The 26,271-nt window shown below is 70.7% G+C and carries 18 protein-coding genes and 1 riboswitch; of the genes, 14 read left to right on the top strand and 4 right to left on the bottom strand.

Going from position 1 to position 26,271, the window contains the following annotated elements; translation table 11 throughout:
• Window positions 1-13 precede the first annotated feature (13 nt).
• Window positions 14-1,618: an alpha-amylase family glycosyl hydrolase gene (locus G5B56_RS05050; protein ID WP_164962511.1), complete on the top strand. Its 1,605-nt coding sequence runs from the start codon at window positions 14-16 to the stop codon at window positions 1,616-1,618.
• Window positions 1,619-1,734: 116 nt separating this feature from the next.
• Here G5B56_RS05050 and G5B56_RS05045 read toward each other — a convergent pair whose 3' ends face one another.
• Entirely contained in the window at window positions 1,735-2,619 is an 885-nt protein-coding gene (locus tag G5B56_RS05045) for an SHOCT domain-containing protein (RefSeq protein WP_029718439.1), read from the bottom strand.
• 287 nt (window positions 2,620-2,906) lie between these two features.
• Between G5B56_RS05045 and G5B56_RS05040 the strand changes: the two genes are divergently transcribed.
• The 6 genes from G5B56_RS05040 to G5B56_RS05015 all read left to right on the top strand — a co-directional run bounded on the left by G5B56_RS05040 (window position 2,907) and on the right by G5B56_RS05015 (window position 10,091).
• Window positions 2,907-4,022, top strand: a complete 1,116-nt coding sequence (locus G5B56_RS05040; RefSeq protein WP_029718438.1) for an ABC transporter ATP-binding protein — start codon at window positions 2,907-2,909, stop codon at window positions 4,020-4,022.
• Between the two features lie 62 nt (window positions 4,023-4,084).
• Window positions 4,085-5,278, top strand: coding sequence for a maltose/maltodextrin ABC transporter substrate-binding protein MalE (gene malE, locus G5B56_RS05035; RefSeq protein ID WP_009856689.1), 1,194 nt, complete (start codon window positions 4,085-4,087; stop codon window positions 5,276-5,278).
• Between the two features lie 123 nt (window positions 5,279-5,401).
• Window positions 5,402-6,955 (top strand): maltose ABC transporter permease MalF, encoded by a 1,554-nt coding sequence (gene malF / locus G5B56_RS05030; protein WP_164962510.1) that lies wholly within the window; start codon window positions 5,402-5,404, stop codon window positions 6,953-6,955.
• A 3-nt stretch (window positions 6,956-6,958) separates the two neighbouring features.
• On the top strand, window positions 6,959-7,849 hold the full coding sequence (malG, locus tag G5B56_RS05025; protein WP_009856691.1) for a maltose ABC transporter permease MalG: 891 nt from the start codon (window positions 6,959-6,961) through the stop codon (window positions 7,847-7,849).
• A 23-nt stretch (window positions 7,850-7,872) separates the two neighbouring features.
• Window positions 7,873-9,561: an alpha-amylase family glycosyl hydrolase gene (locus G5B56_RS05020; RefSeq protein ID WP_009856692.1), complete on the top strand. Its 1,689-nt coding sequence runs from the start codon at window positions 7,873-7,875 to the stop codon at window positions 9,559-9,561.
• 53 nt (window positions 9,562-9,614) lie between these two features.
• Window positions 9,615-10,091: a pullulanase-associated domain-containing protein gene (locus G5B56_RS05015; protein WP_009856693.1), complete on the top strand. Its 477-nt coding sequence runs from the start codon at window positions 9,615-9,617 to the stop codon at window positions 10,089-10,091.
• Between the two features lie 105 nt (window positions 10,092-10,196).
• Here G5B56_RS05015 and G5B56_RS05010 read toward each other — a convergent pair whose 3' ends face one another.
• Window positions 10,197-11,471, bottom strand: coding sequence for a carbohydrate porin (locus G5B56_RS05010; protein ID WP_009856694.1), 1,275 nt, complete (start codon window positions 11,469-11,471; stop codon window positions 10,197-10,199).
• A gap of 174 nt (window positions 11,472-11,645) precedes the next feature.
• Window positions 11,646-12,665 (bottom strand): glucokinase, encoded by a 1,020-nt coding sequence (glk, locus tag G5B56_RS05005; RefSeq protein ID WP_164962509.1) that lies wholly within the window; start codon window positions 12,663-12,665, stop codon window positions 11,646-11,648.
• Between the two features lie 385 nt (window positions 12,666-13,050).
• Between glk and G5B56_RS05000 the strand changes: the two genes are divergently transcribed.
• Entirely contained in the window at window positions 13,051-14,961 is a 1,911-nt protein-coding gene (locus G5B56_RS05000) for a glucokinase (RefSeq protein WP_009856696.1), read from the top strand.
• A gap of 12 nt (window positions 14,962-14,973) precedes the next feature.
• Window positions 14,974-15,064, top strand: a riboswitch (S-adenosyl-L-homocysteine riboswitch).
• A gap of 17 nt (window positions 15,065-15,081) precedes the next feature.
• The gene (gene metH / locus G5B56_RS04995) at window positions 15,082-17,805 is read left to right on the top strand and encodes a methionine synthase (protein ID WP_164962508.1); all 2,724 of its coding nucleotides are present in this window, start codon (window positions 15,082-15,084) and stop codon (window positions 17,803-17,805) included.
• A 33-nt stretch (window positions 17,806-17,838) separates the two neighbouring features.
• Here the strand turns inward: metH and G5B56_RS04990 are convergent, their stop codons facing one another.
• On the bottom strand, window positions 17,839-19,368 hold the full coding sequence (locus tag G5B56_RS04990; protein WP_029718435.1) for a YifB family Mg chelatase-like AAA ATPase: 1,530 nt from the start codon (window positions 19,366-19,368) through the stop codon (window positions 17,839-17,841).
• 402 nt (window positions 19,369-19,770) lie between these two features.
• Between G5B56_RS04990 and G5B56_RS04985 the strand changes: the two genes are divergently transcribed.
• The 5 genes from G5B56_RS04985 to G5B56_RS04965 all read left to right on the top strand — a co-directional run bounded on the left by G5B56_RS04985 (window position 19,771) and on the right by G5B56_RS04965 (window position 26,266).
• Window positions 19,771-20,109 (top strand): P-II family nitrogen regulator, encoded by a 339-nt coding sequence (locus G5B56_RS04985; RefSeq protein ID WP_009857452.1) that lies wholly within the window; start codon window positions 19,771-19,773, stop codon window positions 20,107-20,109.
• A gap of 38 nt (window positions 20,110-20,147) precedes the next feature.
• A complete protein-coding gene (locus G5B56_RS04980) occupies window positions 20,148-21,656 on the top strand; it encodes an ammonium transporter (RefSeq protein WP_009857451.1) in 1,509 nt (502 codons plus the stop codon).
• 146 nt (window positions 21,657-21,802) lie between these two features.
• The gene (gshA, locus tag G5B56_RS04975; protein ID WP_164962507.1) at window positions 21,803-23,098 is read left to right on the top strand and encodes a glutamate--cysteine ligase; all 1,296 of its coding nucleotides are present in this window, start codon (window positions 21,803-21,805) and stop codon (window positions 23,096-23,098) included.
• Between the two features lie 90 nt (window positions 23,099-23,188).
• Window positions 23,189-25,075 carry a potassium transporter Kup gene (locus G5B56_RS04970; RefSeq protein WP_009857449.1) on the top strand — a complete coding sequence of 629 codons (1,887 nt, stop codon included), beginning with the start codon at window positions 23,189-23,191 and terminating at the stop codon, window positions 25,073-25,075.
• A 12-nt stretch (window positions 25,076-25,087) separates the two neighbouring features.
• Window positions 25,088-26,266: a benzoate/H(+) symporter BenE family transporter gene (locus tag G5B56_RS04965; protein WP_164962506.1), complete on the top strand. Its 1,179-nt coding sequence runs from the start codon at window positions 25,088-25,090 to the stop codon at window positions 26,264-26,266.
• Window positions 26,267-26,271 lie beyond the last annotated feature (5 nt).

Below are 26,271 nucleotides of genomic sequence, written 5' to 3'. Positions count from 1 at the left end.
GCTCGTCCGAATCATGTCCACGCCCCTCCGCGCCTTCCGCCTGCCCGCCGTCGCCGCCGCGGCCGCCCTGCTCGTCGCCTGTGGCGGCGGCGGCGGAGGCGGCGACGCCCCGCTGCCCGACGTCGACACCAGCAGCGTCACCGCCGCCGACCCCGGCAGCCCGCTGGCCGAAGGCTGGCAGCGCCGCGGCATCGCCCAGGTCTTCGTGCGCGGCTACCAGGACAGCGACGGCGACGGCAAGGGCGACCTGCAGGGCCTGATCTCGCGCCTGGACTACCTGCAGGCGCTCGGCGTCGGCGGCATCTGGCTGATGCCGGTCACCGCCAGCCAGGACGGCGACCACGGCTACGCGGTCAAGGACTACCGCGCGATCGAGCGCGACTACGGCAGCGTCGCGGACCTCGAGGCGCTGGTCGCCGCCGCGCACGCGCGCGGCCTGGGCGTCATCGTCGACTACGTGATGAACCACAGCGCCGCCCAGCACCCGGCCTTCGTGAACTCGCGTGCCGGCAGCACCAACACCTTCCGCGACTGGTACGTCTGGCAGAGCTCGCGTCCGGCCGGCTGGAACATCTACGGCGGCGACCCCTGGCGCTCGGCCAACGGCAGCTGGTATTTCGCGCCGTTCTGGGACCAGATGCCCGACTTCAACCTGCAGAACACGGCGGTCGTGGCCTGGCACCACGACAACCTGCGCTTCTGGCTGAACCTGGGGGTCGACGGCTTCCGCTTCGACGCCGTCGGCAACCTGGTCGAGAACGGCCCGGCAGCCTGGGAGAATCAGCCGCAGAACCACGTGCTGATGGCCGGGGTGCGCGACCTCGTCGGCGGCTACAGCCGCCGCTACATGGTCTGCGAAGGCCCGAGCGACCCGGCCGGTTACGCCGCCAGCTGCGGCAGCGCCTTCGCCTTCGGCTACCAGGGCCAGCTGATCGCCGCGGCCAAGGGCGACACGGCGGCCGTCGCCGCCGTCGCCGCCTACCCGGTCACGGCGCCGGCCGGGGCGGCGACCTTCCTGTCCAACCACGACAGCTTCGCCGGCCAGCGCCCCTGGGACCAGTTCGGCGGCAACGTCGCGCAGTACAAGCTCGCCGCGGCCACCTACCTGCTGCAGCCGGGCGTGCCCTTCGTCTACTACGGCGAGGAGATCGGCATGGCCGGCGCCTCGACGCTGGAAGGCGACCCCAAGCTGCGCACGCCGATGAGCTGGACGGCCGCCGGCGGCTTCACGACCGGCACGCCGTACCGGGCACGCTCGGCCAACGCCGCGACGCAAAACGTGCAGGCCCAGGCCGCCGACCCGGACTCGCTGCTCGCGTTCTACAAGGCGATGCTGGCGCTGCGCGGCGAGCGGCCGTCGATCTCGGCCGGCGACTACCTGCAGCCGCAGGCCAGCGGCACGCTGCTGAGCTTCCAGCGCACGCAAGGCGGCGAGCGCACGCTGGTGGTGCTGAACTACGGCACGAGCAGCGCCACCGCCACGGTCACCGGCCTGCCGGCCAGCGCGACGCTGGGCAGCCTGTACCCGAGCGGCGGCGGCGACACCACGGCCAGCGCCGGCGGCGAGGCCTCGATCACGATGGCCGCGCGCTCGGTGCGTGTGTTCGACGTGCGCTGAACCGGCGCGGGCGGCGGCCGGCACATGCCGGCCGCGGCGCTCTCAGCCCTCGCGCGTGCAATCGCGCTCTGCCCTTCGGCAGGCGCAGAACGCCTCCCGGCGCCCTGCGTCCGGCCTCAGAGCTGCTGCAGCACCTCGTAGCGCTTCTGCCGGTACTCCTCGTCGGTGATGAGGCCGTTGTCGTGCAGACGCTTGAGGGTGCGCAGCCGCTGCTCCTGATCCTCGTAGAAGCCCGCGTCACGCGGACGCTGCGGCGCCGGGGCCGGGGCGGCCGCCGGCGGGACGGCGGCGCCGGCCGCCGCGGGCGCCACCGGTGCGGCCGCAGCGGGAGCCGGCGTCGCAGCCCGGGGGGCCGGCGCCGCGGCAGGCGCCACCAGCAGCGACACCCAGTCGGCACGCACGCTGCGGCCGTTGGGCGCGGCGATGCGCACGCCGGCGTCGACCGGCGCCGCGCGGCGGCCGGGCTCGAACGCGACGCGCACGCCGGTCGCCAGGTACTGGCTCTCGAACGGCGCCCAGACCATGCCGGCGATCAGCTGCAGGCCGTCGGCGCTGCGGAACACGCGCCCGGTGGTCACGGTGCGCGGCACCAGCGGCCCGAAACCGCCGTGACGCCCGGTGACCGCGAACGCGACGTCCTGCCCGGGCTCGGCCTGGGCCAGCGCCTTGGCCAGCGCCGGCGCGAGCACGTCGAGCTCGTCGGCGGTGAACAGCTCGTCGTCCTTGACGGCGTTGCGCAGCGGCACGAGCAGGGCCCGCAGCTGCTCCGAGGGCACGACGGCCGGGTGCAGCGACGGCGCCGCACCGGGTTCGGCGCGCTCGATGCGCACGTAGTCGTGGGTCGCCGCCAGCACCGTCGACACCACGCGGTCGGCGCTGCTGTCGCGCAGAAAACGCTCGCTGCGCCCACCGGGCGCCTGGGCGAACGCGATCGAGGCGGCGCAGGCCAGCACGGCCGCGCAGGACACCGGGCGCCAGGCGCCGGACGGGAACGCACGCATCGACAAGCTCCTCATGTCTGGAGACGGCCAGTGTCGCACCCCGCGGCCCCGGGCGGCATGGCGCCGCCGCGACACGGCCGAGGGCGAGCCGCCGTAACAATCCTACATCAGCCCGCGGGGTATCACGCTAAGTCCTTGATTCGCAACGATTGACAAAGCCAACCAATAGAGTAAACCCGGTTTCATCGAGGTACACCGATGTATATTCTCTACATCGGCATGCGCCAGGAGCGCAAGGGTCGTGGTGGTCGAGCCCGATCCGGGGCGCGATGGCGGAGGTGCGAGAGGTGGCAGACGTCCGGTTGACGAACGTGAACAAGGCTTTCGGCGAGACGAAAGTGCTTCACGACATCAATCTGGAGATCCACGACGGCGAGTTCATGGTCTTCGTCGGGCCCTCGGGCTGCGGCAAGTCCACGCTGCTGCGCGTGATCGCCGGGCTGGAAGACATCACGTCGGGCGAGTTGCGCATCGGCGGACGCGTCGTCAACGACGTGCCGCCGGCCGAGCGCGGCATCGCGATGGTCTTCCAGTCGTACGCGCTGTACCCGCACATGACGCTGTACGACAACATGGCCTTCGGCCTGAAGCTGGCCAAGATGCCGAAGGACGAGATCGACCGCGCGGTGCACGGCGCGGCGAAGATCCTCAACATCGAGCACCTGCTGGACCGCAAGCCCAAGGCGCTGTCCGGCGGCCAGCGCCAGCGTGTGGCGATCGGCCGCGCGATCGTGCGCAAGCCCGAGGTCTTCCTCTTCGACGAGCCGCTGTCCAACCTGGACGCCGCGCTGCGCGTGCGCATGCGCTACGAGTTCGCCAAGCTGCACGAGAGCCTGAAGACGACGATGGTCTACGTCACGCACGACCAGGTCGAGGCGATGACGCTGGCCAACCGCATCGTCGTGCTGTCCACCGGCAAGGTCGAGCAGGTCGGCGCGCCGCTGGAGCTCTACGAGTACCCGGTGAACCTCTTCGTCGCCGGCTTCATCGGCTCGCCGAAGATGAACTTCATCAGCGGCGAGATCGTCTCGGCCGACGCCAGCGGCGCCAGCGTGCGCCTGCCTTCCGGCGCCGTGCTGCGCGCCGAGGTCGACGCCGCCGCCGCACGCCCGGGCGACAAGGTGACGCTGGGCGTGCGCCCCGAGCACTTCGAGCTCGGCGCGGAGCACAACACGATCGAGGTCGAGCTGACCTTCGTCGAGTCGCTGGGCAGCCAGACGCACGGCTACGTCAGCTGCGCCGGTGTCGACGAGGCCATGACCTGCGAACTCGGTGGCGGCTCGACCGCGATCGCCGGCGACCGGCTGAAGCTGGGCATCCCGCCGTCGCACTGCCACCTGTTCGACGCCGAGGGCCGCGCCTTCCGGCGCCTGTACCGCCTGCCGCAGCGCGAGGCCGCCTGACGGCGCCCCGCCCCGCGACGCTTTCGTTCCCACACCGTCAAGACAACGACTGAGGAGCCACCATGACGACAACCATCAAGCCGATCGCCGCCGCAGCAGCCATCGTCGCGTCCTTCGCCTTCGCCGGCGCCGCCAGCGCGCAGGAAGCCGGCAAGCTGCTGGTCTGGATCAACGGCGACAAGGGCTACAACGGGCTGCAGAAGGTCGGCGACGCCTTCACCAAGGCCACCGGCGTGCCGGTCACCGTCGAGCACCCGGAAGACGCCCCGGGCAAGTTCCAGCAGGCCGCCGCCGCCGGCAAGGGCCCGGACGTCTTCTGCTGGCCGCACGACCGCATGGGCGAGTGGGCCAAGTCGGGCCTGATCGTGCCGGTCAACCCGTCGAAGAAGGTGCGCGACGAGATCGAGGACACCGCCTGGAAGGCGTTCGGCTACCAGGGCAAGACCTGGGGCTACCCGATCTCGGTCGAGGCCATCGGCCTGGTCTACAACAAGGCGCTGGTGAAGACGCCGCCGAAGAGCTTCGACGACGTGATCAAGCTCGACAAGGAGCTGTCGGCCAAGGGCAAGCACGCCATCCTCTGGGACTACAACAACACCTACTTCACCTGGCCGATCCTGGCCGCCGGCGGCGGCAGCGTCTTCGGCCGTGACGCCAAGGGCGACTACGACCCGGCCAAGGTCGGCGTCAACTCGGCCGGTGCCGTCAAGGGTGCCGAGCTGCTGGCCTCGATGATCAAGAACGGCAACATGCCCAAGGGTTCGGGCTACGCCGAGATGGAAGCCGCGTTCAACAAGGGCGACGTGGCGATGATGATCACCGGCCCCTGGGCCTGGGACAACCTGCGCAAGAGCAAGATCGACTTCGGCGTCGCGCCGATCCCCGACGTCGCCGGCAAGCCCTCGCGCCCGTTCGTCGGCGTGCTCGGCTGCATGATCTCCGCGCCCAGCAAGAGCAAGGACGTGGCCAAGGAGTTCATCGAGAACACGCTGCTGAAGGTCGACTCGCTGAAGACGATCAACGCCGACGTGCCGCTGGGCACGCCGGCGAACAAGGCGTTCTTCAAGGAGCTCTCCAACGACCCCAACATCAAGGCGACGATGGAGAACGCCCGCCGCGGCGAGCCGATGCCCAACATCCCCGAGATGGGCCGCTTCTGGTCGTCGATGGCCTCGGCGCTGGAGAACATCACCAACGGCCGCCAGCCCCCGAAGGAAGCGCTCGACGCGGCCGCCGCGCGCATGCTCGGCAAGTAAGCCGGCACGGCCGGCCACCGGCGGGCGCCCGCGCGGCCCCGCCCGGTGGCACACGCACGGGGCGGCCTGGCGCCGCCCCGGTTCGAGCGACGGCGCCCGCGAGGGAGGCGCCACGGGACGACGATGGGACGAACCGACTGGGGCCGACTGCTGAAGTGGCCGTTCACGACGGTCACGGCGCTGGCCTGCCTGTGGCTGGTGTTCCGCATCTACGCCAGCGGCCAGCCGCTGTGGGCGGTGGCGCTGCTCGGGCTGTTCGGGCTGGGCTTCTTCGTCTACCTGTCCAACGTCGCCTTCGCCTACCGCTACCTGTTCCCCGGCCTGGCCGGGATGCTGGTGTTCGTCGCCTTCCCGCTGCTGTACACGGTGCAGATCGGGTTCACGAACTACTCCTCGTCCAACCTGCTGAGCTACGAGCGCGCCAGCGCCTACCTGCTGGAGCAGACGACACCCGGCGAAGGCCACGGCTGGGGCTTCACGCTGCATCCCGACGGCGAGCGTTTGCGGCTCGTGCTGGCGCCGGGCCAGGCCGACGACGACGAGGAACCCGAGACCCGCGCGGCGCGCAGCGTCGTCACGCCGGCGCTGACGCTGGGCGGCGCGCAGGAGCTCAGGCTCGAGCCGCTGGCCGCGTCGGGCTACACGCCCGGCGAACCGCTGCCGCTGGGCGCGGTGCTGAAGAACCGCCAGGCGCTGGCAGCGCTGAAGCTCGTGCTGCCCGACGGCAGCGCGCTGTCCTATGCCGGCGTGCGCGAGTTCGCGCCGCTGGTGCCGACCTTCACGCGTGAAGCCGACGGCGTGCTGCGGCAGACCGCCACCGGCGAGCTCTTCCGCGCCAACCACGACACCGGCTTCTACGAGAACGAGGCCGGCGAGCGCCTGCAGCCGGGCTTCAAGGTCGGCATCGGCCTGGGCAACTACCTGCGCATGGTCGAGGACCCGGACTTCCGCGGCCCGTTCATCCGCATCTTCGTCTGGACCGTCGTCTTCGCCGGGCTGACGGTGCTGCTGACGCTGGCCGTCGGCACGACGCTGGCGGTGCTGCTGAACTGGGAGGCGCTGCGTTTCCGCACCGTCTACCGCACGCTGCTGTTCCTGCCCTACGCGGTGCCGGGCTTCATCTCGATCCTGGTCTTCAAGGGCCTGTTCAACCAGAACTTCGGCGAGATCAACCTGATCCTGAACGCGCTGTTCGGCATCAAGCCGTCGTGGTTCGCCGACCCGTTCCTGGCCAAGGTGATGATCCTGCTGGTCAACACCTGGCTGGGCTACCCGTACATCATGGTGCTCTGTACCGGGCTCATCAAGGCGATCCCGTCGGACCTGTACGAGGCCTCGGCGATCTCCGGCGCCAAGCCGCTGACCAACTTCTGGAAGATCACGGCGCCCTTGATCGTCAAGCCGCTGACGCCGCTCCTGATCGCGTCGTTCGCGTTCAACTTCAACAACTTCGTGCTGATCGCGCTGCTCACCAACGGGCGGCCCGACTTCCTCAACACCAAGGTGCCGGCCGGCACGACCGACATCCTGGTGTCCTACACCTACCGCATCGCGTTCCAGGACTCGGGGCAGAACTTCGGGCTCGCCGCGGCGATCTCGACGATCATCTTCTTCCTCGTGGCGATGCTGTCGATGGCCAACCTGAAGCTGGCCAAGGTCAACGACGAACGGAAGTAGCGCATGGCCATCGTCACCGGCAAGTCGCAACGCTGGCGCCTGATCGGCGCGCACCTGTTCCTGATCACGCTGATCGCGGTGACGGTGTTCCCGCTGCTGGCCATCGTCTCGATCTCGCTGCGCCCGGGCAACTTCGCCACCGGCTCGCTGATCCCCGAGACGATCAGCTTCGAGCACTGGAAGCTGGCGCTCGGCATCCCGTACCAGGCCGCCGACGGCAGCCTCGTGCAGCCGCCCTTCCCGGTGCTGCGCTGGCTGTGGAACTCGGTGAAGATCGCCGGCATCTCGGCCTTCCTGATCGTCGCGATCTCGACGACCGCGGCCTACGCCTTCGCGCGGCTGAAGTTCCGCTTCAAGACGCAGATCCTGAACTCGATGCTGCTGCTGCAGATGTTCCCGGCGGTGCTGGCGCTGGTGGCCATCTACGCGATCTTCGAGGCCATCGGCAGCTACGTGCCCTGGCTGGGCATCGAGACCCACGCCGGGCTGATCGTCGCCTACCTCGGCGGCGTGGCGATGCACATCTGGACCATCCGCGGCTACTTCGACACCATCCCCGTCGAGATCGAGGAATGCGCCAAGGTCGACGGCGCGACGCACTGGCAGGCCTTCCGCTACGTGCTGCTGCCGATGGCGGTGCCGATCCTGATGGTGGTCTTCGTGCTCGCCTTCATCGGCGCGGTCATCGAGTACCCGGTGGCGTCGATCCTGCTGCGCCAGGAGCACAACCTGACGCTGGCCGTCGGCTCCAAGTACTTCCTCTACGAGCAACGCTACCTGTGGGGCGACTTCGCCGCCGCGGCGGTGCTGTCGGGCCTGCCGATCACGCTCGTCTTCCTGTTCGCCCAGAAGTGGATCGTCTCCGGCCTCACGGCGGGTGGCGTGAAGGGCTGACGCACCTCACCGGACTGCGCCGCATGATGTTCCGCCGCACCTTCGCCGCGCTCGCGGCCGCCCTTGCCGTCTCGTCCGTCTGGGCCGCCGACGAGCCCGCCGCGCGCCCCGGGCGCTTCGCCGACAACCCGATCGTCTACTTCGTCGTCACCGACCGCTTCGCCAACGGCAACCCGGCCAACGACGGCAGCTACGGCCGCACGCGCGAAGCCCGGCCGCAGGACGACATCGGCAGCTTCCACGGCGGCGACCTCGCCGGCATCACGCAGAAGCTGCGCGAAGGCTGGTTCCGCGAGCTGGGCGTCAACGCGATCTGGATCACCGCGCCCTACGAGCAGATCCACGGCTGGGTGGTCGGCGGCAGCAAGGAGTTCAAGCACTACGGCTACCACGGCTACTTCGCGCTCGACTTCACGAAGCTCGACGCGAACATGGGCACGCCGGCCGAGCTGCGCGAGCTGGTGGCCACCGCGCACGGCCAGGGCATCCGCATCCTGTTCGACGTCGTGATGAACCACCCGGGCTACGGCGACATCCAGAGCCTGTCCGAGTACGTCACCGAGCCCGAGACCGACAGGAAGCGCGGCATGCTCTGGAAGGGCTACGAGGCCGCGACGCTGCGCGACTACCACTCGTGGATCGACTACAACGACCCGGCCTGGCTGCAGTGGTGGGGGCCGGACTGGATCCGCTCCGGGCTGCGCGGCTACACCGAAGGCGGCAGCGACGACCTGACGAAGCAGCTCGCCTACCTGCCCGACTTCAAGACCGAGTCGGACAAGCCGGTCGGCCTGCCGCCGTTCCTGAAGAAGAAGGCCGACACCGAGGCGGTGGAGTTGCCCGACACGACGGTGCGCGGCTACCTCGTCAACTGGCTCTCGCGCTGGGTGCGCGACTACGGCATCGACGGCTTCCGCGCCGACACCGTCAAGCACGTCGAATACGCCTCGTGGACGGCGCTGAAGGACGCGTCGACGAAGGCGCTGGCCGAGTGGAAGGCCGCCAACCCGAAGGCCGCGATCGACGACGCGCCGTTCTGGATGACCGGCGAACACTGGGGCCAGGGCATCGCGCGCACGCGGCACTACGACATCGGCTTCGACAACATGATCAACTTCGACTTCCAGCGCCGCGCCGAGGCCAAGGGAGCCGAACTCGAGCCGGTCTACGCCGAGTACGCCCGCACGCTGGCCGCGCCGGCGACGCACAACGTGCTGTCCTACCTCTCCTCGCACGACACCCAGCTCTTCGACCGCAAGGCGATCCTCGACGGCGCCACGGCGCTGATGCTGGCACCCGGCGGCGTGCAGATCTACTACGGCGACGAGAGCGCGCGCCCCGACGGCCCCGCGGCCTACGGCGACCCGCAGCAGTCCACCCGCTCGGACATGAACTGGGCCAGCCTGGACACGGCGGCGCTGGCGCACTGGCGCAAGCTGGGCCAGTTCCGCGCCCGCCACGTCGCCATCGCACGCGGCCAGCACCGCCAGATCGCGGCCCAGCCCTACACCTTCGCCCGCGTGCTGCCCGAGGACCGCATCGTCGCGGCCATCGGCGCCCGCGGCACGGTGACGATCGACGTCGCCGAGGTCTTCGCCGACGGCACGCGCGTGCAGGACGCCTACGGCGGCGGCCGCGCGACGGTGGCGGCCGGCAAGGTCACGCTCGACGCCGACCCGCGCGGCGTGGTGCTGCTCGAAGCGCTGAAGTGAACCAAGGAGGCCGCGGGTGGGCGGCCCGTTCGAACCCCACCGAAGGAGCAAAGATGAAACGACTCGCCTGGATCGCCGCACTCGGAACCGCCGCCCTGCTCTCGTCCGGCCCGGCCGCCGCGCAGGACGCCGTCAAGGCCGCCGAGGTGCCGGCCGACTCGGTCTCGCTGCACTACTACCGCCCGGACGGCAACTACGCCGGCTGGGGCGTGCACTTCTGGGAATCGTTCGAGAAGGTGCAGGACGGCCAGGTCGTCGGCGCCAAGACCAAGTCCGACGCGCCGATCATGGGCATCACCTGGGGCAACCCGATGCAGCCCACCGGCAAGGACGGCTTCGGCGTGTACTGGCAGGTGCCGGCCAACGAGTTCCGCAACGGCAAGATCAACTACATCATCCACCGCGGTGACAGCAAGGACTGCGTGAAGGACTCGGCCTGGTTCCTGCCGCAGGGCCGCCAGATCTTCATCAACCAGGGCGACTGCACGGCCTACCTGACGCTGGAAGAGGCGCTGAAGGCACGCAAGTGACGCGGCCCGCGGGGGCCGGCGACACGGCCCCATGAAAAAAGGCGCTCCGTCGGAGCGCCTTTTTGCTGGCCGGACGGCCGCCCGAGGCGGCCGTCGCTCAGCTCGTCACCACCAGGCCTCGACCTGGAAGCCGATCGTGCTGCCGTGCGTGGCCGTGCCGAACTTGCCACCGGCGATCGCGCCGGCGTAGATGTCGCGCGCCGCCTCGTTCCACTTGGCGTAGGTGTAGAACAGGCGCAGCTCAGGACGCGCCCAGAAGCTCGGGCCCACCGCCAGCGTCGGCGCGATGGTGAACTTCGTCAGGTTGATCGTCTTCTGGTAGCTGGCGTCGTCGTTCGGCTTGATCCGGTCGTGGCCGAGTTCGGCGACGATGCGGAAGTAGTCGTTGATCGCGTAGACCGGACGCACGCCGGCGGACATCCAGGTGCCGTTGAAGCCGATCCAGTCGTTCTTCGGCGTGTCGGACTTCTGGTAGATGAAGGTCGCCATGCCGCCGAACTTCGGCGTCGTCTGCCAGTTCAGGATTTCGACGAAGCGCCACTTCTTGGCACCGTCGGAGTTGGCCACCTCGTCGGTCGCCGGGTAGCCGTAGTCGAACTGCGCGACGGTGCCCTTCGAGTACTGCAGCGCCGCCTTGTTGAAGCCGCCGAGCACGCCGCCCTTGAAGTGCTGGACCGTGAAGCCCCAGCCGTTGTTGTCGTTGGCGTCGACGCTGGTGTCGGCGGTGTTGTACTGCAGGCCCAGCGTCAGGTCGCCGTAGGCGCCCAGGCCGATGCCGCCGACGCGGAAGTCGTGCCGCGTGGCCGCCGTGTCCTGGCCCATCGTGTTGCGGAACAGCGCATAGCTGAGGTTCAGGCCGCTGTCGCCGATCTTGTAGCCCTCGACACCGAAGCCGGTGCCCGAGGTATCCCAGTAGTAGAAGTCGTTGATGTGGATGTCCTGGCGCTGGTAGTAGCGCTTGCCCACCCAGACCGCCGCACCGTTCATCATCGGCAGGTTCTTCACCTCGATGTAGTTCTGGCGCGCCGCGATGTCACCATCGTCGACCAGGCTCGCGTAGCTGTCGCTGTTGTCGTTGTTGTTGATCGAGTACGACAGCATGCCGTGGTAGATGAACTTCACGCCGTCCTTCTTGGACTCGAAGAGCTCCTGCGTGAAGCCGAGCTCGGCGTAGGTGTCGCATTCGTTGCCGAGGCGGTACTTGGTGCCGGTCAGCCCCGGCGTGCCCGGCAGCGCGAAGCAGACCTGGCCGCCGTCCTCGGAGTTGCTGCCGCCGCCCGAGCGGAGGTAGCCGTTGAAGTCCAGCGCGAACGCGCTGCCGCTGCACAGCGCGGCAGCGGCGGCGAGCGGAAGAAGTCGGGTGTGAAGGCGAGACATCATGAACTCCTCATTCGTGGTCTATTGGTGATGGGGACAGGAAGGGAATTCGGCGGGCGCCCGTCGTGCAAGCCCCGACCCGAATCGCGACCGTCGTCCAGGCGGTCGCGGCTGTGCCGTCGCGCGCGGGGTCTCGCGGTCCCCCGGCCCGACGGGCGCCTGGATGCCACGGCGCGTTCATGCGGCGTGGCCGGTTGAGCCGGCGCGGCGGCGCCGCGCCTCGATGGCCGCGGCGGCGCCATACAGCGCCGCGTACGGCTCGACGATCAGCGCCGTCGGGATCGCCTCGAGATAGGCGCGGAAACGCCCCTTGGACTCGAAACGCTCGCGAAAACGCGACGCGAAGAAGAAGTCGGCGAAGTGCGGCACGATGCCGCCGCCGATGAAGACGCCGCCGCGCGCCCCGAAGGTCAGCGCGACGTTGCCGGCAAAGCCGCCCAGCATCGCGCAGAAGGTGTCCAGCGTGGCGGCGCACAACGTGTCCTGGCCGCTGGCGCCGCGCGTGCCGATGTCCTCGGCCGTCAGCTCGGCGGCCGTCTCGCCGCGCACCCGGGCGACGGCGCGGTACAGCGTCGGCAGGCCGATGCCCGACAGCAGCCGCTCGGCCGAGACGTGGGCGAACTCGCCGCGCACGGTGCGCAGGACCTCGGCCTCGAAGTCGTCGGCCGCCGCCAGCGTCGCGTGCCCGCCTTCGCCGGCGATCGCGCGCCAGCCGTGCGCGGTCTCGAGCAGGCCGCCGACACCCAGGCCGGTGCCGGGCCCCAGCACGGCCAGCGTTCCGCGCGCGCTGGGCAGCGCGCCGTGGGCGCGCAGCTGCCGCGGCGCCAGCCCGGGCAGCGACAGCGCGAGCGCCTCGAAGTCGTTGAGCATCAGCAGGCCGTCCAGCCCGAGCGCGGCCTCACTCGCGGCGCGCGAGAACGACCAGGCGCTGTTGGTCAGCTCGATGCGGTCCTGCCCGACCGGCGTGGCGACCGCGAACGCGGCCCACGACGGCGGGCGCCAGGCAGCCCCGGCCGCGGCCTGCCGCTCGGCCAGGTAGGCGCCCGCGGCCTCGACCGGGCCGGGATGGTCGGCACAGCGCACGCGGTGGATGTCGCGCGGCGCGCCCCCGGGGCCGTCGACGAGCGCAAAACGGGCGTTGGTGCCGCCGATGTCGGCCACCAGCCACGTCTGCCCGGCCGCGGCGTCGAGGTTCACGACAATCCCTCCCCCGCCGCGCTCGACGAGGGCCGGCCGGCGCACACGGCGACGATCGGGTGATGGTTCACGCAAGCCCTCCTCGACTCGAACCAGGCGCGCCGGATCGGCGCCGCTGCGATGCACGGCAAGATGCTTGCAAAGCGGAGAAAAGGTAGCAAAACTACAAGTGCGCGACAAGCCAATGTTGCATGAGGGCAACTGAGGGCTTCCCCCTGACCCCAGGCTCGCCGGGCACGCGGCCTGCTTGGGCTTCCTTGAAGCAGGGCTGTCCTGGCCACCTTCTGGTGCAGGCACCCTTGGACGCGGATCTGACGGGATCGGTAGTCCGGCTACATCGTTACCCCGGCCGCACCGTCAGACGGCCCGGAGCTCGCCAACGGCCATGACGCCTTTCGAACACCCCCGCCTGATCGCCGACATCGGCGGCAACTACGCCCGCTTCGCCGTCGAGGCCGCCCCCGCGGTCTTCGGCCACGTCGCCTCGATTCCCTGCGCGGCGCACCCGGACTTCCATTCCGCGGTGCGCGCCTATCTGGGCTCGCTGCCGGCCGCGCTGGCCGAGAGCATCGAACACGCCGCCGTCGCCATCGCCAACCCGGTCGAGGGCGACCTGGTGCGCATGACGAACTACCACTGGCAGTTCTCGATCGAGCAGATGCGCGAGCGGCTGGGGCTGCAGACGCTGGTCGTCATCAACGACTTCACCGCGCTGGCGATGGCGCTGCCGCGGTTGTCCAACGCCCAGCGCCGCCAGGTCGGCCCCGGCGAGGCGCGCGAGCGCAGCGTCATCGGCGTCATCGGCGCCGGCACCGGGCTGGGCGTCTCGGGCCTGATCCCGACGGCCGACGGCTACATCGCGCTGGGCACCGAAGGCGGCCACGCCAGCTTCGCGCCGCGCGACGAACGCGAGATCGCGATCCTGCGCTACGCCGCGCGCCAGCACGAGCACGTGTCCTTCGAGCGCCTGCTGTCGGGCCCGGGGCTGGAGCTGATCTACCGCGCCGTCTCCGAAGGCCGCGGCGGCGAGCCGCTGGCGGCCACCGAGATCACACGCCGCGCGATCGACGGCGGCGACGCGCTGTGCCTGCAGGCGGTGGAAGCCTTCTGCTCGATCCTCGGCACCGCCGCCGGCAACCTGGCGGTGACGCTGGGCGCCTTCGGCGGCATCTACATCGGCGGCGCCATCGTGCCGCGGCTGGGCGAGTACTTCGAACGCTCGCCGTTCCGTGCCCGCTTCGAGGACAAGGGCCGTTTCAGCGACTACGTGCGCACGATCCCGACCTTCGTCGTCACCGCCGACAACGCGACCTTCGCCGGCGCCTCGGCGATCCTCGCCGAGCAGCTGCGGCGCATGGACGCGCAGCAGGACACCGCCGTGCTCGGCCTGATCCGGCGCGTGCGCAACAAGCTGTCGCCGGCCGAGCGCCGCGTCGCCGACCACGTGCTCGCGCACCCGCGGCCGACGCTGTCGGACCCGATCGCCGAGATCGCACGCGCCGCGTCGGTCAGCCAGCCGACCGTGATCCGCTTCTGCCGCTCGCTGGGCTGCGAGGGCCTGTCCGACTTCAAGCTGCGCCTGGCCTCCAGCCTGACCGGCACGATCCCGGTCACGCACACCCAGGTGACCGGCGAGGACACGATGCTGGAACTCGGCGTCAAGGTGCTGGGCAACACCGCGTCGGCGATCCTGCAGGTGCGCGACCAGCTCAACCGCGACGCCATCGACCGCGCGATCGACCTGCTGACCGCGGCCGAGCGTGTCGAGTTCTTCGCCGTCGGCCACTACGGCGTCGTCGCCGACGACGCACAGCTGAAGTTCCTGCGCTTCGGCGTGCCGTCGATGGCCGTCACCGAACACCGCCTGCAGGTGCTGACAGCCAACGTGATGCGGCCGACCGACGTCGCCGTCATCATCAGCAGCAGCGGCCAGGTCGAGGACCTGCTGGCGGTGGCCGACAAGGCCCACGAACGCGGCACGCCGGTGCTGGCGATCACCGCCAGCCAGTCGCCGCTGGCGAAGAAGGCCGACGTCGCGATCATCGTCGACCACCTCGAGGACCCGTCGACGCACGTGCCGATGATCAGCCGCATCCTGCACCTGCTCGTCATCGACATCCTGGCCGTCGGCGTGGCGATGCGCCGCGGCGCCGAGCGTGTCGCCGAGCTGCCGCGCGAGGAGATCGCCGGCTTCGACGAGGCGCCGCTGGAGGCGCCGCCGCCGGGCGCGCGCCGCGCCGGCCCCGGCATCAGCACCGCCGGCCCGCTGGCCCATCTGACCGCGCACAGCCGATAAAATCGCGGGCTCCGCCCCGAGGAGCGTTGCGATGGCGTCGGCCACCAGGCTCGGGGCGAGCCGCGGCGCCCGCCGCGGCCCCAGGCAACGGCGCTCGTCCCATTCCTCCGGAGTGACACGATGACCGCTGCCCTGCCCGCGATGCGCCTGTCGGGCCTCGAACCCGTCTCGATCGGCGACGGGACGCTGTTCGTCAACATCGGCGAACGCACCAACGTCACCGGCTCGCGCGCCTTCGCCCGCATGATCCTCGAAGGCCGCTTCGAGGACGCGCTGTCGGTCGCACGCCAGCAGGTCGAGAACGGCGCCCAGGTCATCGACGTCAACATGGACGAGGCGATGCTCGACTCGGCCGCGGCGATGGACCGCTTCCTGAAGCTGCTGGCCACCGAGCCCGAGATCGCGCGTGTGCCGGTGATGGTCGACAGCTCCAAGTGGAGCGTCATCGAGACCGGGCTCAAGTGCCTGCAGGGCAAGGGCATCGTCAACTCGATCTCGCTGAAGGAAGGCGAGGCCGAGTTCAAGCGCCAGGCGAAGCTGGTGCGCCGCTACGGCGCCGCCGCCGTCGTCATGGCCTTCGACGAGCAGGGCCAGGCCGACACCTACCAGCGCAAGACCGAGATTTGCGCGCGCGCCTACCGCATCCTCGTCGACGAGGTCGGCTTCCCGCCCGAGGACATCGTCTTCGACCCCAACGTCTTCGCGATCGCCACCGGCATCGAGGAGCACGCCAACTACGCCGTCGACTTCATCGAGGCGACACGCTGGATCAAGCAGAACCTGCCCGGCGCCAAGGTCTCGGGCGGCATCAGCAACGTCTCGTTCAGCTTCCGCGGCAACGACCCGGTGCGCGAGGCGATCCACACCGTCTTCCTGTACCACGCGATCAAGGCCGGCCTGGACATGGGCATCGTCAACGCCGGCATGGTCGGCGTCTACGACGACCTGGACGCCGAGCTGCGCGAACGTGTCGAGGACGTGGTGCTGAACCGCCGGCCCGACGCCGCCGAGCGCCTGATCGAGATCGCCGAGCGCGCCAAGGGCGCGGCCCGAGACGACTCGGCGCGCCTGGCCTGGCGCGCCGGCACGGTCGAGGAGCGCCTGGCGCACGCGCTGGTGCACGGCATCACCGAGTTCATCAGCACCGACACCGAGGAAGCCTGGCGCGCCATCGAGGCCCGCGGCGGGCGGCCGCTGCATGTCATCGAAGGCCCGCTGATGGCCGGCATGAACACCGTCGGCGACCTCTTCGGCCAGGGCAAGATGTTCCTGCCGCAGGTCGTCAAGAGCGCGCGCGTGATGAAGCAGGCGGTGGCCCACCTGCTGCCTTACATCGAGGCCGAGAAGCAGGCGCTGCAGGACGCCGGCGGCGACGTCAAACCCAAGGGCAAGGTCGTCATCGCCACCGTCAAGGGCGACGTGCACGACATCGGCAAGAACATCGTCACCGTCGTCCTGCAGTGCAACAACTTCGAGGTCGTCAACATGGGCGTGATGGTCCCGTGCCAGGACATCCTCGAGAAGGCGCGTGTCGAAGGCGCCGACATCGTCGGCCTGTCGGGGCTGATCACGCCCAGCCTGGAAGAGATGCAGCACGTCGCCGCCGAGATGCAGCGCGACGCCTGGTTCCGCGAGCGCGGCACGCCGCTGCTGATCGGCGGCGCCACCTGCAGCCGCGTGCACACCGCGGTGAAGATCGCGCCGCACTACGACGGCCCGGTGATCTACGTGCCCGACGCGTCGCGCAGCGTCGGCGTCTGCTCGGACCTGCTGTCCGAGGAGCGCCAGACGGCCTACGTCGCCGAGGTGCGCGCCGACTACGAGCACGTGCGCCGGCTGCACGCCAGCAAGAAGGCGACGCCGCTGGTGACGCTGGCCGCCGCGCGCGCCAACCGCGCCCGCCCCGACTGGGCGGCCTACGAGCCGCCGGCGCCGCGTGCGCCGGGCCGGCGCCTGTTCCGCCACTACGACCTGGCCGACCTGGCGCGCGTCATCGACTGGGGCCCGTTCTTCCAGACCTGGGACCTGGCCGGCCCCTACCCGGCGATCCTCGACGACGAGATCGTCGGCGAGGCCGCACGGCGCGTCTTCGCCGACGGCCAGCGCATGCTGGAGCGCCTCATCGAAGGCCGCTGGCTGCAGGCCAACGGCGTCGTCACGCTGCTGCCGGCCAACACGGTCGACGAGGACACGATCGAGGTCTACACCGACGACAGCCGCAGCCAGGTCGCGATGCGCTGGACGCCGCTGCGTCAGCAGGGCGAACGCCCGGTGATCGACGGCGTGCCGCGGCCCAACCGCAGCCTCGCCGACTTCGTCGCGCCGCGAGGCGTCAAGCCCGACTGGATCGGGATGTTCGCCGTCACCGCCGGCATCGGCTGCGAGGAGCGCGCCCAGCGTTTTGCCGAGGCCCACGACGACTACTCGGCGATCATGGTCAAGGCCCTGGCCGACCGCCTGGCCGAAGCCTTCGCCGAACGCCTGCACCAGCGGGTGCGCACCGAGCTCTGGGGCTACGCGCCCGACGAGGCGCTGGCCGTCGACGAGCTGATCGGCGAACGCTACCGCGGCATCCGCCCGGCGCCGGGCTACCCGGCCTGCCCTGACCACGGCCCGAAGCGTGCGATGTTCGAGCTGCTGAAGGCCTCGGAGATCGGCATGGGCCTGACCGAGAACCTGGCGATGACGCCGGCAGCCAGCGTCAGCGGCTTCTATCTCGCGCACCCGGAAGCGGGCTACTTCAACGTCGGCCCGGTCGGCGACGACCAGGTGGCCGACTTCGCCGCGCGCGAAGGCATCAGCCCGGAGGACGCCGAACGCCGGCTGGCGACGCAGCGGCGCTGAGGTCGCCGCGGCCGCGCAGGCCGCGGCATCCGCTCAAGCCACGCGGCCGAGCCCGCGCTGCAGCTGCAGCGCCTCGGCCGTCGCGGTGACGCCGATCGACGCGGCGCCGTCCAGGTCGGCGATCGTGCGCGCGACGCGCAGCGTGCGGTGCAGCCGCCGGCCCGACCAGCCCAGCTTCTCGGCCGCGGCCTGCAGGAAGCGCCGTGCGGCCGGCTCGGCGGCGCAGCAGGCGTCGGTGCGCGCGGCGTCGAGCAGGCCGTTGGGCTCGCCCTGGCGGTCCAACTGACGCTGGCGCGCCGCGGCCACACGGGCGGCGACCACCGCCGTGGCCTCGCCGTCGGGCGCGGCCATCAGCTCGGCAGGCCGCACCGCGGGCACCTCGATCTGCAGGTCGATGCGGTCCAGCAGCGGCCCCGACAGCCGGCCCTGGTAACGCGCCACCGCGTCGGCACTGCAGCGGCAGGCGCGGCCGGTGGCGGCGAAAGCGCCGAGCCAGCCGCAGGGGCAGGGGTTCAGCGCCGCGACGAGCTGGAAACGCGCCGGAAACTGCGCCTGGCGCGCCGCGCGCGAGATCGTGATGCGCCCGGTCTCCAGCGGCTCGCGCAGCGCCTCCAGTGCCGCACGCGGGAACTCGGGCGTCTCGTCGAGGAACAGCACGCCGCCGTGGGCCAGCGATATCTCGCCGGGCCGCGGCGGCGAGCCGCCGCCGACCAGGGCCACCGCGCTGGCGCTGTGGTGCGGCGAGCGCACCGGGCGGCGGCCGAAACCCGCGCCGTCGAGCGCCTGCGGCGCCAGCCCCTGCAGCGCGGCGGCGACCAGCGCCTCGTCGTCGTCCATCGGCGGCAGCAAGCCCGGCAGGCGCGCGGCCAGCATCGACTTGCCGGCTCCCGGCGGGCCGACGAGCAGCAGCGAGTGCTGGCCGGCCGCGGCGATCTCCAGCGCGCGCTTGGCCGCGGCCTGGCCACGCACGTCGCGCAGGTCGGGCGGCGCCTCGCCGGGCTCGGCCGGCGGCGGCAGCGCCGGCGGCAACGGCTCGGCGGCCTCGCCGGGCAGCAGCGCCTGCACGACCTCGAGCAGCGTCGCCGCGCCGCGCACGTCGAGCCCGGCGACACGCGCCGCGCTGCCGGCGCTGGCCGCCGGCAGCACCAGCGTGCGGCCGCCGCCGTCGCGCCGGGCGGCCAGCGCCAGGGCCAGCGCGCCGCGCACCGGGCGCAGCTCGCCGGCCAGCGACAGCTCGCCGGCGAACTCGCAGGCCGCCAGCCGCGGCGCGTCGAGCTGGCCGTCGGCGGCCAGGATGCCCAGCGCGATCGGCAGGTCGAAGCGTCCGGACTCCTTGGGCAGGTCGGCCGGCGCCAGGTTGACGGTGATGCGGCGGTTGTGCGGGAACGAAAAACCGCTGGACTGCAGCGCGGCACGCACTCGCTCGCGCGACTCCTTGACCTCGGTGTCGGCCAGGCCCACCAGCGTGAAGCTCGGCAGGCCGTTGGCGAGCTGCACCTCGACGTGCACCGCCGGCGCGTCCAGCCCGTCGAGCGCGCGGCTCATCACGACCGCCAGGCTCATCGTCCACCTCCCGGCGGCGATTGTCCGGCCCGTGCCGGGCGCGCACGGGGGGCCGGGACCGCACCAAAGGAGTGCACCAAAAGAGGGATGCACGGGCGCGTGCACACGCTGCCGGCGGTGGCGGCCCCGCCTCGACGGTGCAGTCACCTTTTGTAGCGACTGGCATGGAAGCTGCAGTAGCGGCTGCGGCACTCGTCACCTCCGCACTGCAGCCCCTCATGAAGAGACTGATCCCGGCCGGCCCCGACACCGCAGCGACTCCCGCGGTGCAGGCAACGGGCCGCGCGCATCCGGTGCCGAAGCACATCCCCGTCGCCAAGGCCGGCCACGTCCGCACGTCGCGCTCCGGCGCGCCGTCGGCGGGCGGGCACACGCAACCCTAGAGGAACCAGAGGACCGACCATGAAGATGGTGACCGCGATCGTCAAACCATTCAAGCTCGATGAAGTGCGCGAGGCCCTCAGCGGCATCGGCGTTCAGGGCATCACCGTGACCGAGGTGAAAGGCTTCGGGCGCCAGAAGGGCCACACCGAGCTCTACCGCGGCGCCGAGTACGTCGTCGACTTCCTGCCCAAGGTGAAGATCGAGGCCGCCGTCGACGAGGCCATCGTCGACCGCGTCATCGAGGCGATCGAAGGCGCTGCCCGCACCGGCAAGATCGGTGACGGCAAGATCTTCGTCAGCTCGCTCGAGCAGGTGGTTCGCATCCGGACCGGCGAGACCGGCTCCGACGCCCTCTGAAGGCGCGACCCGAGACCAACCAGAGAAACCACCCCATCATGAAGAAACTGCTCTCGATCCTGGCCGTGGGGCTCGCGCTCCTCGGCTCGGTGGACGTGGCGCTGGCACAGGATGCCGCCTCGGCCGCCGCTGCCGCCTCCGACGCCGTCTCCGCCGTGGCCGCGGCCCCCGCCGAAGCCGCCTCCGCAGTCGCCGAAGCCGCCGCCGAGGTGGCCGCTCCGGTGCCCAACAAGGGTGACGTCAGCTGGATGCTCGTCGCCACGCTGCTGGTGATCATGATGTCGATCCCCGGCCTGGCGCTGTTCTACGGCGGCCTGGTGCGCAGCAAGAACATGCTGTCGGTGCTGATGCAGGTGTTCGTCACCTTCTCGCTGATCACCGTGCTGTGGGTCGTCTACGGCTACAGCCTGGCCTTCACCGAGGGCAACGCCTTCATCGGCGGCTTCGACCGGCTGTTCCTGAAGGGCGTCTTCGACCCCGCGACCGGCGCGTTCGCGATGGGCGCGACCTTCAGCAAGGGCGTCGTGATCCCCGAGATCGTGTTCGTCGCCTTCCAGGCCACGTTCGCGGCCATCACCTGCGGGCTGATCGTCGGCGCGTTCGCCGAACGCGTGAAGTTCTCCGCCGTGCTGCTGTTCATGGTGCTGTGGTTCACCTTCAGCTACACGCCGATCGCCCACATGGTCTGGTACTGGATGGGCCCGGACGCCTACACCGGCCCTGAAGTCGTCGAAGCGATGAACGCCAAGGCCGGCATGCTGTGGCAGTGGGGCGCGCTGGACTTCGCCGGCGGCACCGTGGTGCACATCAACGCCGCCGTCGCCGGCCTGGTCGGCGCCTACATGATCGGCAAGCGCATCGGCTACGGCAAGGAAGCCATGGCCCCGCACAACCTGACGCTGACGATGGTCGGTGCCTCGCTGCTGTGGGTCGGCTGGTTCGGCTTCAACGCCGGCTCGGCCCTCGAAGCCGGCAACAGCGCCGCGCTGGCCTTCCTGAACACCTTCTCCGCCACCGCCGCCGCGGTGCTGGCCTGGTGCATCGGCGAAGCGCTGATGAAGGGCAAGGCCTCGATGCTGGGTGCCGCCTCGGGTGCCGTCGCCGGCCTCGTGGCGATCACGCCGGCCGCGGGCAACGTCGGCATCGTCGGCGGCCTGGTCATCGGCTTCGTCGCCGGCTTCGCCTGCCTGTGGGGTGTCAACGGCCTGAAGAAGCTGATGGGCGCCGACGACTCTCTGGACGTGTTCGGCGTGCACGGCGTCGGCGGCATCGTCGGCGCGCTGCTGACCGGTGTCTTCAACAACCAGGCGCTCGGCGGCCCGGGCCTGGTGACCGACTGGGTCACGGCCTCGGTCGGCTCCAACGACATCCTGACCCAGGTGCTGATCCAGGCCAAGGCGGTCGGCGTGACCATCGTCTGGTCGGCCGTCGTCGCCGCGGTCTCGTACAAGATCGTCGACCTGACGATCGGCCTGCGCGTCCCGGAGGAAGAGGAACGCGAAGGTCTGGACATCACCTCGCACGGCGAGACGGCCTACAACAAGTAAGCCGCCTGCTCCGCGACACCAGGGCCGCCTTCGGGCGGCCCTTTTTCATGGTGCGGACGGATGCGGGCGCGGCCGGGCACGCCGCTTGTGCTTCGCCCCGCCGTCCCCACGTGCCAGAATTTCCGCCCCACCCTTCCCGCCTGGCCATGGTCCCCAATCTCGTCACCGCTCTCACCGGCCCGATCAACGAGCTCGAGGCGCGCGTCCTGGAGTCGATGCCGGCGATCGAACGCTGGTTCCGGCTCGAGTGGATGGAGCACACGCCGCCGTTCTACACCTCGGTGGACCTGCGCAACGCCGGCTTCAAGCTCGCGCCGGTCGACACCAACCTGTTCCCCGGCAGCTTCAACCACCTGACGCCGCAGATGCTGCCGCTGGCGGTGCAGGCGGCGATGGCGGCGATCGAGAAGATCTGCCCCGAAGCCAAGAACCTGCTGCTGATCCCCGAGCGCCAGACGCGCAGCCCCGGGTACCTGGCCAACCTGCAGTGCCTGATCCAGGTCTTCAACCAGGCCGGCCTGAACGTGCGCCTGGGCGCGCTGGACGACGAGCTGAAGGCGCCGGTGCCGCTGGCGCTGCCCGATGGCGGCACGCTGCTGCTCGAGCCGCTGGTGCGCGCCCGCGGCCGCCTGGGGCTCAAGGACTTCGACCCCTGCACGATCCTGCTGAACAACGACCTGTCGGCGGGCACGCCGGCGATCCTCGAGGACCTGCACCAGCAGTACCTGCTGCCGCCGCTGCACGCCGGCTGGGCGGTGCGCCGCAAGAGCCGCCACTTCCGCAGCTACGAGGAAGTGGCCAAGAAGTTCGCCAAGCTGCTGGGCATGGACCCCTGGCTGATCAACCCGATGTTCGGGCAGTGCGGCCAGGTCGACTTCGGCGAGGCCACCGGCCTGGAATGCGTGCAGTCCGCCGCCGACCAGCTGCTGACCAAGGTGCGCCGCAAGTACAAGGAATACGGCATCACCGAGAAGCCCTTCGTCGTCGTCAAGGCCGACAACGGCACCGCCGGCATGGGCGTGATGACGGTGCGCGACGCCAAGGAGCTCGACGAGCTGAGCCGGCTCACCCGCGAGCGCATGAGCGTCGCCAAGGACGGCCAGCCCATCGGCGAGGTCATCATCCAGGAAGGCGTGCCGACGCACGAGCGCGTGGCCGATGCCGCCGCCGAGCCGGTGGTCTGCATGATCGACCGCTACGTCGTCGGCGGCTTCTACCGCGTGCACGGCGAACGCGGCATCGACGAGAACCTCAACGCGCCGGGCTCGGACGTCGTGCCGCTGGCCTTCGCCGAGTCGACGCAGCTGCCGCGTCCGGGCGCCAAGCCGGGCGCCAGCGCGCCGAACCGCTTCTACATGTACGGCGTCATCGGCCGCCTGGCGATGCTGGCCGCGGCCTACGAGCTCGAAGCCACCGACCCGGACGCCGAGATCTACGAGTAACCGAGCGCGGCCCGCCGGCGTGCGCGCGCACGTCGGCCCGGCTTTCGCTACGATCGCGCCGCACTGCGCGGCCGCGACGGCCGTCGTCTCGTGACCCCGCACCCGCCCACCCCCCGCACGCCTGCCGCCCTCGCCGCGCTCACGCTCGGCGCGCTGGGCGTCGTCTACGGCGACATCGGCACCAGCCCGCTGTACGCGCTGAAGGAGGTGTTCCACGCCGGCCACGTGCCGATGTCGCGCGAGAACATCCTCGGCGTGCTGTCGCTGATCTTCTGGACGATGACGATCATCGTCTCGCTGAAATACGTGCTGCTGATCCTGCGCGCCGACAACCGCGGCGAGGGCGGCCTGATCGCGATGCTGGCGCTGGCGACGACGGCCGTCGCCGAGAAGCCCCGGCTGCGCCGCGGCCTGCTGGCACTGGGCATGTTCGGCACCGCGATCTTCTACGGCGACGGCGTCATCACGCCGGCAGTCTCGGTGCTGTCGGCCGTCGAGGGCCTGGAAGTGGCCGCACCGCAGCTCGAGCACTGGGTCGTGCCGATCACGCTGATCGTGCTGACCGGGCTGTTCACGGTGCAGCGTTTCGGCACCGGCGGCATCGGCCGCGCCTTCGGGCCGGTGACCCTGGTCTGGTTCGCGACACTGATCGCGCTGGGCGCGCCGCAGATCGCCGAGCACCCGGGGGTGCTGATCGCGATGCTGCCGACCTACGCGCTGCACTTCATCGTCGACCAGCCGCTGATCGCCTTCATCGCGCTGGGCTCGGTGGTGCTGGTGGTCACCGGCGGCGAGGCGCTCTACGCCGACCTGGGCCACTTCGGCAAGCTGCCGATCCGCATCGCCTGGTACGGGCTGGTGGCGCCGGCGCTGGTGATCAACTACTTCGGCCAGGGCGCGCTGCTGCTCGAGGACCCGACGGCCGTCGAGAACCCGTTCTTCCTGCTCGCCCCCGGCTGGGCGCGGCTGCCGCTGGTGCTGCTGGCGACGGCGGCCACCGTCATCGCCTCGCAGGCGCTGATCACCGCGGCGTTTTCGGTGACCAAGCAGGCGATCCAGCTCGGCCTGCTGCCGCGGCTGCGTGTGGTGCACACCTCGGTGCGCGACACCGGCCAGATCTACGTGCCGTTCGTGAACTGGGGGCTGTACGCCTGCATCGTGCTCGCCGTCGGGCTGTTCGGCAGCTCGTCCAAGCTGGCCGCGGCCTACGGCATCACGGTGACGCTGGACATGACGATCACGACGATCATGACCTTCTTCGTCATCCGCCACGGCTGGAAGTACCCGTTGTGGCTGGCGCTCGGCGCGACCGGCTTCTTCTTCGCGATCGACATCACCTTCTTCGCCTCCAACGTGCTGAAGCTGCTGGCCGGCGGCTGGTTCCCGCTGGTCATCGGCATCGCGATGTTCACGCTGATGCGCACCTGGGTCGACGGCCGCCGGCTCGTCGCCGAGCGCCTGCGCGACGAAGCGATCGACCTGAAGAGTTTTCTCGAGGCGGTGTTCGTCAGCCCGCCGACACGCGTGCCGGGCACCGCGATCTTCCTGTCCGGCGAGGCCGGGCTGACGCCCAACGCGCTGATGCACAACCTGAAGCACAACAAGGTGCTGCACGACTTCAACGTCTTCGTCACCGTGCAGCACCACGAGGTGCCGTGGATCGGCTTCGACAAGCGGCTGGAGGTCGAGCCGCTGGGCCACCGCTGCTGGCAGGTGCGGCTGCACTTCGGCTTCATGAACGACCCCGACGTGCCCGAGGCGCTGAAGCTGCTTCAGGGCCGCGGCGTGCCGCTCGACGAGATGGAGACCAGCTACTTCCTGTCCCGCGACGCCATCATCCCCAGCCTGGGCAGCGGCATGGCGATGTGGCGCGAGAAGCTCTTCGCCAGCATGCACCGCAACGCGGCCGCGGCCGGCGACTTCCTGAACCTGCCGGCCAACCGCATCGTGGAGCTCGGCGCCAAGGTCGAGATCTGAGTGCCTGAGACGATGCGAGCGCGGATCTCGCTGCGCGACCTGTCCCTGCCCGCCGTCGTCGCCGGGTTCGTCGCCGTGCTCGTGGGCTTCACGAGTTCGGTGGTCATCGTCTTCCAGGCCGCCGCGGCCTTCGGCGCGACGCCGGCGCAGACGGTGTCGTGGATGTGGGCGCTGGGCCTGGGCATGGGGCTGACCAGCGCGGGCCTGAGCCTCTGGTACCGCCAGCCGGTGCTGACCGCCTGGTCGACGCCCGGCGCGGCGCTGCTGGCCACCGCCGGGCAAGGTTTCTCGATGGGCGAGGCGGTCGGCGCCTTCGTGCTCTGCGCGCTGCTGATCACGGCCGCCGGCGCCAGCGGGCTGTTCGCGCGCGTGATGAACCGGCTGCCGCAGTCGCTGGCCGCGGCACTGCTGGCCGGCGTGCTGGCGCGGTTCGCCTTCGACGCCTTCGGCGCGATGCAGCACGAGTTCACGCTGGTCTTCGCGATGCTGCTGGCCTACCTGGCCGGCCGGCGCTGGTGGCCGCGTTACGCGGTGCCTGGCGTGCTCGCCGTCGGCGCGGTGATCGCCGCGGCGCGCGGCCAGCTGCACATGGGCGGCATCGCCTGGCACTGGGCCGAGCCGGTGTTCACGATGCCCGAGTTCAGCCTGGCGGCGACGATCAGTCTGGCGCTGCCCCTCTTCATCGTCACGATGGCCTCGCAGAACCTGCCGGGTGTCGCCGCGCAGCGCGCCGCCGGCTACGACACGCCGGTGTCGCCGGTGGTCGCGACGACCGGCATCGCCTCGCTGCTGCTGGCGCCGTTCGGCGGCTACGCGCTGAACCTGGCGGCGATCACCGCCGCGATCTGCATGGGCCGCGAAGCCCACGAGGACCCGGCGCGGCGCTACTGGGCCTCGACGATGGCGGGCCTGTTCTACGTGGTCGTCGGCCTGCTCGGCGGCGCCGTCGTCGGCCTGATCGCCGCCTTCCCGAAGGAGCTGGTGCTGGCACTGGCCGGCTTCGCGCTGCTGGGCACGATCGGCAGCGGTCTGGCGATCGCGACGAAGGACGAGAAGAGCCGCGAGGCGGCGCTGATCACCTTCCTCGTCACCGCCAGCGGCCTGAGCCTGTGGGGCGTGGGCGCCGCCTTCTGGGGCGTGGTCGCCGGCGCGCTGGCGCTGGCCGTGCAACACTGGCGCCCCACCCGTTAGGACCC

It is taken from the genome of Rubrivivax sp. JA1026 (genome assembly GCF_011065555.1).
Taxonomy (GTDB): Bacteria; Pseudomonadota; Gammaproteobacteria; order Burkholderiales; family Burkholderiaceae_C; genus Rubrivivax; species Rubrivivax benzoatilyticus.
This window is presented reverse-complemented; position numbering and strand designations above follow the sequence as displayed.

Excerpts from the sequence above, each read along its gene's own strand:
- G5B56_RS05045 (WP_029718439.1), bottom strand. The coding sequence starts at position 2,619 with ATGCGTGCGTTCCCGTCCGGCGCCTGGCGCCCGGTGTCCTGCGCGGCC.
- malG (WP_009856691.1), top strand. The coding sequence starts at position 6,959 with ATGGCCATCGTCACCGGCAAGTCGCAACGCTGGCGCCTGATCGGCGCG.
- G5B56_RS04990 (WP_029718435.1), bottom strand. The coding sequence starts at position 19,368 with ATGAGCCTGGCGGTCGTGATGAGCCGCGCGCTCGACGGGCTGGACGCG.
- G5B56_RS04985 (WP_009857452.1), top strand. The coding sequence starts at position 19,771 with ATGAAGATGGTGACCGCGATCGTCAAACCATTCAAGCTCGATGAAGTG.
- G5B56_RS05010 (WP_009856694.1), bottom strand. The coding sequence starts at position 11,471 with ATGATGTCTCGCCTTCACACCCGACTTCTTCCGCTCGCCGCCGCTGCC.
- G5B56_RS05020 (WP_009856692.1), top strand. The coding sequence starts at position 7,873 with ATGATGTTCCGCCGCACCTTCGCCGCGCTCGCGGCCGCCCTTGCCGTC.
- G5B56_RS04965 (WP_164962506.1), top strand. The coding sequence starts at position 25,088 with ATGCGAGCGCGGATCTCGCTGCGCGACCTGTCCCTGCCCGCCGTCGTC.
- metH (WP_164962508.1), top strand. The coding sequence starts at position 15,082 with ATGACCGCTGCCCTGCCCGCGATGCGCCTGTCGGGCCTCGAACCCGTC.
- gshA (WP_164962507.1), top strand. The coding sequence starts at position 21,803 with ATGGTCCCCAATCTCGTCACCGCTCTCACCGGCCCGATCAACGAGCTC.
- G5B56_RS05015 (WP_009856693.1), top strand. The coding sequence starts at position 9,615 with ATGAAACGACTCGCCTGGATCGCCGCACTCGGAACCGCCGCCCTGCTC.
- G5B56_RS05000 (WP_009856696.1), top strand. The coding sequence starts at position 13,051 with ATGACGCCTTTCGAACACCCCCGCCTGATCGCCGACATCGGCGGCAAC.
- malE (WP_009856689.1), top strand. The coding sequence starts at position 4,085 with ATGACGACAACCATCAAGCCGATCGCCGCCGCAGCAGCCATCGTCGCG.
- G5B56_RS05050 (WP_164962511.1), top strand. The coding sequence starts at position 14 with ATGTCCACGCCCCTCCGCGCCTTCCGCCTGCCCGCCGTCGCCGCCGCG.
- malF (WP_164962510.1), top strand. The coding sequence starts at position 5,402 with ATGGGACGAACCGACTGGGGCCGACTGCTGAAGTGGCCGTTCACGACG.
- G5B56_RS04980 (WP_009857451.1), top strand. The coding sequence starts at position 20,148 with ATGAAGAAACTGCTCTCGATCCTGGCCGTGGGGCTCGCGCTCCTCGGC.